Source organism: Solibacillus sp. iso_87 (genome assembly GCF_056173085.1).
Genome location: NZ_CM149656.1, coordinates 1,533,633 through 1,545,098, shown reverse-complemented (window position 1 = coordinate 1,545,098; position 11,466 = coordinate 1,533,633). Strand labels below are relative to the sequence as shown.

General features: G+C 36.9%; 10 protein-coding genes and 2 pseudogenes. 1 reads left to right on the top strand and 11 read right to left on the bottom strand.

The features are described 5' to 3' along the window. Positions 1 to 39 precede the first annotated feature (39 nt). The 5 genes and pseudogenes from epsC to AC0VXV_RS07570 all read right to left on the bottom strand — a co-directional run bounded on the left by epsC (position 40) and on the right by AC0VXV_RS07570 (position 3,174). Positions 40 to 969, bottom strand: coding sequence for a serine O-acetyltransferase EpsC (epsC, locus tag AC0VXV_RS07590; RefSeq protein WP_475530996.1), 930 nt, complete (start codon positions 967 to 969; stop codon positions 40 to 42). A 129-nt stretch (positions 970 to 1,098) separates the two neighbouring features. Beyond that, positions 1,099 to 2,055 carry an arsenic resistance protein gene (locus AC0VXV_RS07585; RefSeq protein ID WP_475530995.1) on the bottom strand — a complete coding sequence of 319 codons (957 nt, stop codon included), beginning with the start codon at positions 2,053 to 2,055 and terminating at the stop codon, positions 1,099 to 1,101. A gap of 42 nt (positions 2,056 to 2,097) precedes the next feature. Continuing rightward, the gene (gene arsC / locus AC0VXV_RS07580; RefSeq protein WP_475530994.1) at positions 2,098 to 2,523 is read right to left on the bottom strand and encodes an arsenate reductase (thioredoxin); all 426 of its coding nucleotides are present in this window, start codon (positions 2,521 to 2,523) and stop codon (positions 2,098 to 2,100) included. Between the two features lie 14 nt (positions 2,524 to 2,537). Further along, positions 2,538 to 2,792: pseudogene (locus AC0VXV_RS07575) on the bottom strand (ArsB/NhaD family transporter); the annotation flags it as partial. Between the two features lie 67 nt (positions 2,793 to 2,859). After that, positions 2,860 to 3,174, bottom strand: a complete 315-nt coding sequence (locus AC0VXV_RS07570; protein ID WP_475530993.1) for an ArsR/SmtB family transcription factor — start codon at positions 3,172 to 3,174, stop codon at positions 2,860 to 2,862. 188 nt (positions 3,175 to 3,362) lie between these two features. Here AC0VXV_RS07570 and AC0VXV_RS07565 point away from each other — a divergent pair, with 188 nt between their 5' ends. After that, positions 3,363 to 5,063 (top strand): M3 family oligoendopeptidase, encoded by a 1,701-nt coding sequence (locus AC0VXV_RS07565; RefSeq protein ID WP_475530992.1) that lies wholly within the window; start codon positions 3,363 to 3,365, stop codon positions 5,061 to 5,063. A 79-nt stretch (positions 5,064 to 5,142) separates the two neighbouring features. On the opposite strand, the gene AC0VXV_RS07560 is transcribed toward AC0VXV_RS07565, so the two are convergent. From AC0VXV_RS07560 to AC0VXV_RS07535, 6 genes and pseudogenes are all read right to left on the bottom strand, one after another. After that, on the bottom strand, positions 5,143 to 7,152 hold the full coding sequence (locus AC0VXV_RS07560; protein ID WP_475530991.1) for an ABC transporter permease: 2,010 nt from the start codon (positions 7,150 to 7,152) through the stop codon (positions 5,143 to 5,145). Beyond that, positions 7,142 to 7,909, bottom strand: a complete 768-nt coding sequence (locus AC0VXV_RS07555) for an ABC transporter ATP-binding protein (RefSeq protein WP_475530990.1) — start codon at positions 7,907 to 7,909, stop codon at positions 7,142 to 7,144. The genes AC0VXV_RS07560 and AC0VXV_RS07555 overlap by 11 nt, the downstream gene beginning before the upstream one ends. Positions 7,910 to 7,929: 20 nt before the next feature. Continuing rightward, the gene (locus AC0VXV_RS07550) at positions 7,930 to 8,346 is read right to left on the bottom strand and encodes a hypothetical protein (RefSeq protein ID WP_475530989.1); all 417 of its coding nucleotides are present in this window, start codon (positions 8,344 to 8,346) and stop codon (positions 7,930 to 7,932) included. A 344-nt stretch (positions 8,347 to 8,690) separates the two neighbouring features. Further along, positions 8,691 to 9,704, bottom strand: a complete 1,014-nt coding sequence (locus tag AC0VXV_RS07545; protein ID WP_475530988.1) for a sensor histidine kinase — start codon at positions 9,702 to 9,704, stop codon at positions 8,691 to 8,693. Continuing rightward, entirely contained in the window at positions 9,701 to 10,369 is a 669-nt protein-coding gene (locus AC0VXV_RS07540; RefSeq protein ID WP_475530987.1) for a response regulator transcription factor, read from the bottom strand. Before AC0VXV_RS07540 ends, AC0VXV_RS07545 begins: the two co-directional genes overlap by 4 nt. A gap of 210 nt (positions 10,370 to 10,579) precedes the next feature. Further along, a pseudogene (locus AC0VXV_RS07535) lies at positions 10,580 to 11,453 on the bottom strand (DMT family transporter). Positions 11,454 to 11,466 lie beyond the last annotated feature (13 nt).

The window sequence follows — 11,466 nt, the reverse complement described above, 5'->3', positions numbered from 1 at the left end:
AAATATGCCCCATCCATTAGCTAGACTTATATTTTCCCATTAAATTTCGTATTCAATAACAACTTCTTTACTATTGCTAATATTCGGTGATGGCTGCGAATTATAGACACGTGAATATGGCGGAACCGAATATGTCAGCCAAATATTACTGCCAAGCACTGTGTCATGGCCAATTGTCGTTTTCCCGCCTAAAATTGTAGCACCGGCGTAGATGACAACATTATCCTCAATATTCGGATGACGTTTTACACCTTTAATCGGGTTTCCGTTTTCATCAAGCGGGAAACTTAAAGCACCTAATGTCACACCTTGATAGATTTTAACATTGTTGCCGATTGTGCACGTTTCTCCAACAACGACACCTGTACCATGGTCAATGAAAAAAGAATGGCCAATCTTCGCCCCTGGATGAATATCGATTCCTGTTAACTGGTGTGCATATTCAGACATGATACGTGGAACGATTGTTACATCCATTTTATATAGTTCATGTGCGATACGGTGGATAAATACAGCACGGATCGACGGGTAGCTTAACATGATTTCTTCTGTTGATGTGGCAGCCGGATCTCCGTTATAAGCAGCCTGGATATCTGTTTGAATCGTTTCACGGATATCCGGGAAACGGTCCATTAGGCTCATCACAACATGATCCGCTTTTTCTCGGCATTGGCCATCACAATTATCAAAGTTTTGGTAGACTAATACTTTTTCGATAATATCACGCAAATCCAATGCTGACTGACGAAGGTTATTATTCAGTTTCATCAGTGTACGTGTTTCATCGACAACACCTTGATTGTAAATCGTCGGGAAGAAAACCTCATAAAAACTATCCAATATATGATGGATTTGATCACGGCCAGTGAATCCAATCGATTTTTCAACTTCAATATGTTTTTTGTTATAGTCGATTAACTTATTTGCGATTGTTGATGTTTCTTTATTTAACCAGTCCTCGATTTTCATGTTAAAACTCTCCTTTTCTATTTAAAATACATAGTAATGAAGATTATACTACACAAAACGCGCAGTTTGGTCCTTCTTTTCAAAATTGTAAAGCAGCCTAGGAGCAATAGCCAGTAAAGAGCTTATCCTCTATTTATCACGCAAGACAAATTGCGGAATAATGCGAATATACATAAGTTCCCCTATAATCTCAACAATTGTCTGGGTTACAATAATCGCCACAACGAGCGAACGGATTTCTTCAGGCATTGCAAGTGCAAACGGTAATACAACAAGTGAATTACGTGTTGATCCGCTAAAGATTAGTGCACGACCTGTCCGGATATCGAGCTTCAGCCATTTCCCGACCAACTTTGAGGTAAAAGGCATAATGATCATAAATGCTATGTAAATGGGTATCACTTTTAAAATCCATTCAAATGAACCCGCCAATTTGCCAATTTGTGAAGCAACTATTACAAAAAGAGTTAAAGCCATAAATGGTACCGGAAGCCAGGAAGACACTTCATAAACACGACTGCCCTCTTTTGATAAAAACTGTACGATTAGCGCAAAAACTAATGGTATGACAATAAACGAGACAAACGCTTCAACAAATGGAGCGACCTCTACTACATTTGCCGCCTGTTCGCCGATAAACAGCCATAAATAAAAAGGCAGTAACAGCATTTGTGCAACAAATAAAAAAGGTGTTGCACTGAGCATCGCTTTTTCATTCCCCTTGCCAAGCGCTGTAAATACAATGACGTAATCAATGCATGGGCTAAGTAAAACTAGATAAATACCTAATAATAGCGGCGGATAATCTGAAATAAAGAACGTAAGCCCCCATACGACAATCGGTACTATAATAAAATTGACTATACAGAGTGCGCAAAAGAAGCGCAGGTTTGAAAAAGATTCTTTCAAAGCAGCAAAAGGAATTAGAACAAACATACTGTACATTAAGATTCCAAGGAAAATCGGGATTAAATTTTCCAGTTGACTTTGGAACTGCGAAAAATTCAATCCTATAAATCCTGACAATAATATAGTTATGATATATATTGTTACTTGGTTCTTTTCCAGTTGATCTCTTGAAAACATGACAAAAACTCCTTTATCCGATTGATTTCCATCGAGAACATGTTATCCTTTTATTTCTTCATTTACAAACTGCTCAATACGTGCTCCAATGGCATCACGAACATGCTGGAAAACAAGCCATTTTTCATCCGCTGATCCTATTGCTTTCGCGGGATCTTCAAACCCCCAATGCTCACGGCGTACAGCCGGTGGAGTGACCGGACATTTATCTGCCGCATCCCCGCAAAATGTTACAACTAACGTAGCATTGTTTAGGATTTCTTCGTCAATTAAGTCCGATGTAAAATGAGATATATTGATCCCGACCTCATTCATTGCTTTAATAGCATTTGAGTTAACACCATGTGTTTCAATTCGCGCAGAATAGACTTCCCATTCTTCCGGTAAAAGCATCTTCGCCCAGCCATCAGCCATTTGTGAACGACATGAGTTTCCCGTACTTAAGAAATATAGAATTTTCTTCGTCATCTCAATAACCCCTTTTAATAAAGTAATAATGTTATGTAAAGTCCGATTAATGTGAAGAACAAAATTGGGACCGTCAAAACAATTCCTGTTTTATAGTAAGTACCCAAAGGAATTTTCACACCTCTTTGTGACAATACATATAACCAAACTAATGTTGCAAGTGATCCAATCGGTGTAATCTTTGGACCCAACTCAGAACCAATGATTTTGGCATAAACAAGGGCTTCCCGTATTGTTCCGCTTGTCGATGGTTCCGCAATCGCCAGTGAGGCTGCCAAATTACTAAAATGAGCGTACAATAAAAATAAGAGCCGCTATAACAAATAAACTCAAAATTTATTCCTCCATACATGTCCCGCCAATTTTACAATCACAAGTCGGCTGCTCTTCAATTGTGGCAAGAATATTATGCATCAATTTGGTTTGTTGTTCATGAATGCGATAATGCTTCCACGTACCGACTTTCCGCTCGGCAATAATGCCCGCCTCTTTTAACTTTCGTAAATGTTGGCTGACAGCAGGCTGGGAAATATTCAAAACATCTGTGAAATCACAAACGCAAACTTCACCCTTTTTCAAGCACGAAAGTATTTTCAAACGATTTATATCAGCAACCGCTTTTAACTGTTTTTCCATCAACTCGATTTCCACTTTTCCCTGCCTCCATCACTATATAAGAATTTACTTATATTATAAGTAGGATGCTATATAAGCAAGCACTTATTTATAGAATCAATTTTATTGCGCATATTTTTCAAAAAATAGAATGAATCGGTAGCAAACTATAATATAATTAATTCATTAGTCAAAATAATCTGAAGGTAAAGGGAGAACTATTTATGTCTCAAGCGAAAAGTATTAACTATTATAAGGAATTAACTGATTTGAAAGATGTCGAAGGAATTGAAGCCCAGGTTCAACGTTTACTTGATGTTTCAATTGAATCTATAACTGATCTGGAGAATTGGATTGAGGATGAAAAGAAGTTACGCTTTGAAATTGAAGAAGCGTTGACAGGCCACCTGGTCGACTTCTACCGAAATACAGAAGATCCTGCTATTAAATCAACTTACCTTCACGATCAGCAAGTCATTCAGCCTCTGTTAATGAAATACGAGGCAAAACTAAATGAAAAATGCTGTGAATCACCTTATTTCAATGAATTAGATGAAAAGCGTTACGGCTTAATGCGACGTTTTAGAGAATCAAAAGCGAATTTGTTTAGAGAAGAAAATATCCCGCTGTTTGTACAGGAACAAGAACTAAGCACAAAGTATAGTGAAATTATGGGCGGACTGACAGTTGAATGGGACGGAGAAGAAAAACCTTTCCCGTTTATCGAATCACAGCTAGATAATTTGGACAGAAGCGTTCGGGAAAAAGCTTATCGTTTAATTAGAGCTGCCTACCGTCAAATTAAACCTGAAACGGATGCTCTTATGGATGAGCTCGTTCAGCTACGCCACCAAATCGCAATCAATGCGGGCTTTGATAATTACCGTGATTATATTTTTGTCGCAAAAAACCGTGAGTACAGTATCGGGGATTGTTATGACTTTCATGAAAATGTTGAAAAGCATATTATTCCGGCTTGGAACAGGCTTGCAGATGTTTTTAAGTCTAAACTTGGTGTCGATACATATCGCCCATGGGATAACACCGCAAAACTGCTGAAAAGTCCGCCTTACGCTGAAACATCCGCACTTTTGGACGGTGTAGCTGAAATGTTAGGAAAGACCGACCCGTATTTTTCAGATCGTTTGGAGTACATGAGAGCAAATGAATTGCTTGATCTTGGAGACCGTAAAGGTAAAAGTCCGGGTGGCTTCTGTGTCCCTTTACCTGTATCCGGGGATACATTCGTTTTTGCAAACTTTAGTCCTTCCTTTTTCTCGCTCATTGCATTAATTCACGAAATGGGCCATGCGGTGAATGGTTACCTCCAAGCTTCGGAACAAGGCCCTATTGAAGAATTCCAGTGGCGGGCTGAAGTAGCTGAATTGTATTCACACGGAATGGAATTGTTATTATTGGATAAGTTTGATCTATTTTATCCCGAAGAAGAGGAATTCAAAAGCGCACAACGTGAAGAGCTGAGACGGGCATTTACGATGTTATTCGGTCCATTGTCAGGAGACCTTTTCCAGCACTGGATGTATACAAATCCACAGCATACTGCGGAGGAACGTGATGAAAAGTTCTATGAAATTTCAAAACGTTACGGCTTGAACCCAGTCGATACTACTGGTTTTGAAGAAGAAATTGGCATGAGCTGGATCGGTACGCTGCACTTTATTCAATATCCTTTCTATGATATTGAATACTCGATGTCAATGCTCGGTGCTCTCCAATTACTTGAAAATTATCAAAAGAATCCTCAGCAAGCTGTCGAATTTTATAAAAAAGGTGCAAGTGCCGATTACAATCAATCCATTGCAGCAATTTATAAAGAAACCGGAGTTGATTTTGACTTTTCAGAGTCAACTGTAAAACGAATGGGTGAATTCTTGGAAAAAATTATTCAAGATATTAATTCTTAACCGGTATGAACAATATGAAACGAACGAATTCCCTTTATATGGGAATTCGTTCTTCTTTTATTTATAATCATTTTGTTACCTATTTACTGCCTTTAACTATGTTCTTCACACCGACATATGTTGCATAGAAATACCCGACATAAATGATAACAAGGATCACTGAACTGATTAGTATGCTTTCATAGTTGAAATGGAACATTCCACTGACCGCCTTGATTCCGACAATGGAATGAATGACAGCCAGACCTAAAGGGAGTATAAAATAGATGAGACATTGTTTTAATATAGCCCCGTTTATCATTTTATCCGTGACACCGATTTTCTTCAGTGATATATAGCGTTCCAAGCTGTCACTTGCGTCAGATAACTGCTGCAATGCCATAACAGCCGCGCTCGATATAATAAAGATGAGCCCTAAAAACAGGCCAAGGAATAGAAATAATGCCGCTGAACCATTTTCTCGCTCTTTAAATTGATCTATTGTACTTCCGATGACCAATGCCGGATTTATATTTCTATATTTATTTTCTTCAAGATCATTAAACAAGTTAGAAAACTTCTCTTCTGATTTTTCAAAGTAGCGATCTTCATATAATACGTTAAAACTTGTGAACTCTAGTTGAAGGTTTCCTGTAAAATTATCAGGAATGATAAGATAAAAGAATTTACTGCCCTTGTTAATTCTTATATTTTCTTCAATAGCCACATCATTTTTTATTGTATATGCTTTGTCCTCAATTACAATATTTTCTTCATTTTTCATATACTCAGGCAAAGCTTGAAGTATCTCGCCATAGCTTGAGACAACAAGTACCTCATCGTCTTTCAGATCAACAGCCTCTTGCCCCTTCAGATCAAGAATTGCATTATAATCCGATATTTTTATTGCAGATACCGGACCATACAAGTAATTTTCCTGTATAGCAATCTGTTCCTCGTCGCTTAAATACTTTGATAACAGGTCCTCGATCTTTAAATCAAGAAGGTATTCATCAAAAAAGACGTGTTTTTCATATTGTTCAAATGTAAAATCAATATTGTTTAAATAGACTTCGATATCATTCACAGCAGGATCCTCTTCGTCTTGGTCAGCTACGAGAAAAGCCGAAGCATCAAAAGGCAAGTTTTTTTCTGAATTATTATCAATCGTTCCTTTTAAATCAAAAGCAGTAAAAATGAGTGAGATTGTTAAAAAAAGCATTAGACAGATAATTGTCATAGAAAGGAAGTTCGTAGTGATCTTATTGTTTATTTGTCTTAATACAAAAATATTTATATCTTTCAAATAGTATTTTTTGTTCTTTTTCACAATATGGATAAAGAAGCTCGAAAGGCTGAAAAAGAATAAAAGCGTTCCGAATACGCCTATTAATACGGTAATTATCAGCTCTGAATCTTCAGCATTTAAACCTGTTTTAAGAATTCTTATATAGGCAAATACTAGAAATGCTAATGATAAAATAAAGGTTAGCACTGATACAAAAGAATTTTTCAGCTTAACTTCTTCATTACGCTTTGAAGCATTCAACATATCGATCAGTTTGTATTTGGAAATCGTATACTGGTTGAAAATCATGACAAGTAAATAGATGATTCCAAAATAAATAATCGATTTGATCATGGCGCCAAGTGAGAAAACAAACTTATATTTATCAAGATCCATAGACAAGATGTTTGCCGTCAGCACCGACAGGCCCTGCGATACAATGATTCCTAGTCCAATTCCAGCAATTAAAGAAACTACACCGATCAGGAGAGTTTCGACAATTAAAATTCTCGAGATTTTCCCTTTTGACATACCTAATGTCATATATAAGCCAAGTTCTCTTTTCCGTTTTTTGATCAAAAAATTATTGGCATATACAATCAAACCTCCAAGAACAACTGATACAAACACTGATGTTCCAGACATAAGTAATTCTAATGATTCACGAAAAACACTATTTTTGTTCATTTCCTGAATAGCTTGCTGCGAGTCAAGAGAGTTGAAACTGTAGAATATACATACTCCTAAAGTCAATGTGAGAAAATAGATTGAATAATCTTTAAAGCTTCTTTTAACATTATTGAATGCGATTTTAGAGAACATTGCCGACATCGCCTCCAAGTAAAGTCACAACTTCAATGATTTTATTGAAGAATTCCTTTCTCGTATCATTACCCCGCACGAGCTCATTAAAGATACGACCATCTTTTATAAACAATATTCTATTGGCATAACTTGCAGTAAACGAGTCATGGGTAACCATCAAAATTGTTGACTGGTATTCTTTATTCAGTTTTTCAAAGGAATCCAACAGTAATCGTGATGATTTTGAATCAAGTGCACCCGTTGGTTCATCAGCTAGGATGAGAGAAGGCTCAGTTACAATCGCTCTTGCACATGCGACCCTTTGTTTTTGCCCCCCTGACAGTTGAAATGGGAACTTGTTAAGGATTCCGGAAATATCAAGCTTTTCCGCAACGGCTTTAATGAGTTGATCGACTTCCATTGCCCCTCTTTTTTGAATTGTCAGCGCCAAAGCGATGTTTTCATAAGCTGTCAGCGTATCCAGCAGATTAAAATCCTGAAAGATAAAACCTAACTCGTCACGTCTGAATGCTTCAAGCCCTTTCTTCTTTAACATCGTAATGTCTTGATTATTGATAATAATTTTGCCAGTTGTAACATGATCAATTGTCGAAATACAATTTAGGAGCGTTGTCTTTCCGCTACCTGAAGGACCCATGATCCCTAAAAATTCACCTTCATTTACTTTAAAGCTAATATTATCAATCGCTTTTGTAATATTGCCTTTGTTTCCGTAATATTTTTCAATTTTTTCTACACTTAATATCGGTTGCATACTTTTCCTCCAAGGTACATCTATTTTTTTACATCAAATTCGGCATGTGTTTCCATAATTTTTTTCCCTTTTACATATATCGTGACGCCGTAATGTCCCTCTTCAAGACCTTCCGGAACAGATAGCTCGGTAGTAAAATATTTCGCATCGTTTACAGTTACTTCTTCCTCCACGAAAAATCGATTCGCTTTTTTAATTTCACCTTTATACCAAACAACTTCTGCTTCATTAATCCAGAATCGATTTCTCTTTGCGGAAAAATATATTTTTTCACCTGGTGTAAACGTATTTGTTATATCAGAAGGTTTGCCCTTTTCATCGATCGTTTTTGCCATGACGCCCTCTACAATTTTTGGTTCTGTCGCATATTCATACACCAGGAAAATCCCAAGACCTAACAGAAAGATTCCTAATACTATTGGAATTGCTTTTTTCATTTTTATTCCCCCTAATTGATTTCTAACTGTATCTTATCAATTGGTATTGGGAAGACATATTGGTTTATATTTTATTAGAATGACATTTTTGCAAGATTATAAACAAAAGCGCTAAAGCGCCCGATTAACTCCGCCAGCCATTGGAGGTCCCGACGCAAAAGTAAACGTACCATCACTTTTGCACGAGGGGCCGAAATGGCCAAGGAGTTGGCGCTTTAGCCTAGACGCAAATAAAATTTTAGTTTAAGGGATTTACAATGCGATAATGATTCCCTAAAAATTGAAAAACGGATTTATAGCTATTGTAATGTACAATCTCTATAAATCCGCTATTCTATGTTGAATTACTGCATGAAGTTCACACCGCCTAAAGGGAAAATAATACTCGCCTTTGTTCCTTCGCCCATTTTTGACGTAATTGTAAGACCTAGGCCAAGCTGATCTGCGAGTTTTTTACATAGATAAAGCCCGATACCGGTTGACTTTCCGAATTTCCGTCCATTTTCCCCGGTAAACCCCTTTTCAAAAACCCGATATAAATCCTTTTCAGTAATCCCTATACCGTTATCCTCAATCGTAAGGACGATATTATTTTCATTTCTGACCGTATGGATAATTACCTTTCCATCACGTTCACGAATATACTTAATTGCATTTCCGATCAGCTGATTTAAAATAAACTCCAGCCATTTTACATCACTGAAAACGGTCCCTTCAACTTTTTCAAGATCAATTGAAATCCCTTTACTAATAAAGTCCCTTGAATTTCTCTTTATAACACTTCTTACAAGGTCAACTAAAGAAACCTCTTTTATGAGATAATCCTTGCTCACATTGCTACTTCTTGAATAATAGAGAACCTGCTCAATATATTCTTCAATCTTCTTTACTTCCTCTTTTATATTTCGGGTAACGTTATTTTGATTATTTTCAATGATCAGCCGTGTTGAGGCAATGGGTGTTTTAATTTCATGGATCCATGTTTCAATATATTCTCTGTACTCATTTTCCCGATCCCGGTAACTCTTTACATGCTCATGCATATCTTTGTTTGCCTGACGCAATACCTCATACAATGCCTTTTCTTCCATAGTTTCAGGTTCTTTCATAACTTCCGGCAGCAGGTATTTCTGATCTAAATTGTCAATAATGCAAGTTAATTCGTTATAAAAAGTTTTCTGCTTAAAATATTCGATCAATACATAGATGATGAGAGGGAAAAACCAAATACAGAAAATAAGAAAAACTGTTTGGACGTTCATCCCGACAAGTATCATAATGCCGCCAATCATGATAAATAAGATAAAATTAATGAGAAGGAAAACTGTTCTGTCTTTAACAAATTCCTTTAGTGTCATGGAAGTATATATCCTAATCCGCGTCTTGTTTCGATATTTTTCTCCATACCTAACGCTTCCAGTTTTTTTCTTAATCTCGTGACATTGACCGATAAGTTATTATCATCTACAAAGACATCTGCATTCCACATAAAATCCATGAGATCGTCCCTTGATACGATTTTCCCTTTGTTTTTATAAAGACAGGAAAGTATTTTGATTTCATTTTTAGTGAGCTCTGCCTTCTCCCCTTTATAAGTAACAGAACCGTTGGATAAATTGAGCTTTAAGTCATTATAAACAAGAGTATCCCGCATACTCGACCCTTGGACTCTTCTTAAAATGGTTTCAATTCGAGCCAAAAGAATTTGAGTGTTATACGGCTTTGTAATAAAATCATCCGCACCTAAATTCATACTCATCAGTTCATCCATCTCGTTATCCCTGCTCGTCACAACGATAATCGGCACATCCGATTGCTTTCTTATTTCTCTGCAAATATAGTAACCATCATATATGGGTAAGTTAATGTCCAGCAAAATAAGGTCCGGTGCTTCGTTTAGCGTTTCCTGAATAATATTTTCAAAGTTTGCCGGTGCAATTGCCTCAAATCCATATGTGATTAAAAAGGTTTTCAATTCTTCTCTTATCGTTTCCGTATCTTCTATAATAACGATTTTTGACATACGTTCACATCCTTATAACGTTTGGATTCCCAGTTTAAAATTCATTTACACTTATACCATGCTTAAACATTTATCACAAACATATGTACAGATAGAGCTATGTGATTAACTTCAACAAAAATCGTTTTTACCCTTTCTCATCACATATTAAAGAATGAAATCCAACAAGGAAATCATTCTTTAGATGCTCTATAAATTTTGCCTATCCCTCTATTTCTGTTCCAAGCTTGATCTACTGTCAGTATTTTTCCCTTCTATTACGCAAAGCACAACGATCATAGCTAAACCAATTGTGATCCAAGTGATCGATTCTCCTAAAAATAATACAGAAAAACCGATCATAAAAAAAGGCTGCAAGTATTGAATCTGCCCTACCCTCGCTATACCTCCTAAAGACATACCACCATACCATGCTACATAAGCTAAAAACTGACTGACTATCCCTAAATAGAACAAACTGATCCAAGCTTCGATAGGTGCCTGCAGCATACTGTCAGATAAGCCAAGCCCTACAGGGATAATAAAAAATGGTGCACCAATTAAAATAGCCCAAGCAATTACTTGCCAGCTACCAAGTTCTTTTGAAAGTTTGCCGCCTTCCGCATAACTTAATCCAAGTAAAATGACCGCTGCGATCAGCGCAAAGTCTCCTTTATGCAACTGTCCTACCCCTAATTAGATAGCATAAATAATGACTGATATTGCCCCGGTTGCACTCGCAATCCAATAGCGTTTCGAAGGTCTTTCACCTCCTCGCCACATCGCAAAGCCAGAGTAAAGCCAATTCAATTGCACCATGTGAAACAGGCAATGACTTCATCGCATAAGTTGTTAATAACGGAAAAGCCAGTACAGCTCCAACAGCGACGATTAGTAAACTTTTAGATTGTTCTTTACTTGGTATTGTTTGTTTTTTCACAATAAATACTGTCCCGACAATAATTGCTGCAATAACTGTCCTACCCAACCCGACAATTGTCTCACCAAAATAAGGGACAGCAATGCTTGTAGCCGGTAATGTAAAACTGAAACAAACGATACCAATAAAACCTAATAGCATCCCTTTTTTCATACTGATCTCCATTTCATTCCCCCTT

Bases quoted from the DNA above. Each gene is read 5' to 3' on its own strand.
- epsC (WP_475530996.1), bottom strand. From the start codon at position 969: ATGAAAATCGAGGACTGGTTAAATAAAGAAACATCAACAATCGCAAAT.
- AC0VXV_RS07585 (WP_475530995.1), bottom strand. From the start codon at position 2,055: ATGTTTTCAAGAGATCAACTGGAAAAGAACCAAGTAACAATATATATC.
- arsC (WP_475530994.1), bottom strand. From the start codon at position 2,523: ATGACGAAGAAAATTCTATATTTCTTAAGTACGGGAAACTCATGTCGT.
- AC0VXV_RS07565 (WP_475530992.1), top strand. From the start codon at position 3,363: ATGTCTCAAGCGAAAAGTATTAACTATTATAAGGAATTAACTGATTTG.
- AC0VXV_RS07560 (WP_475530991.1), bottom strand. From the start codon at position 7,152: ATGTTCTCTAAAATCGCATTCAATAATGTTAAAAGAAGCTTTAAAGAT.
- AC0VXV_RS07555 (WP_475530990.1), bottom strand. From the start codon at position 7,909: ATGCAACCGATATTAAGTGTAGAAAAAATTGAAAAATATTACGGAAAC.
- AC0VXV_RS07550 (WP_475530989.1), bottom strand. From the start codon at position 8,346: ATGAAAAAAGCAATTCCAATAGTATTAGGAATCTTTCTGTTAGGTCTT.
- AC0VXV_RS07545 (WP_475530988.1), bottom strand. From the start codon at position 9,704: ATGACACTAAAGGAATTTGTTAAAGACAGAACAGTTTTCCTTCTCATT.
- AC0VXV_RS07540 (WP_475530987.1), bottom strand. From the start codon at position 10,369: ATGTCAAAAATCGTTATTATAGAAGATACGGAAACGATAAGAGAAGAA.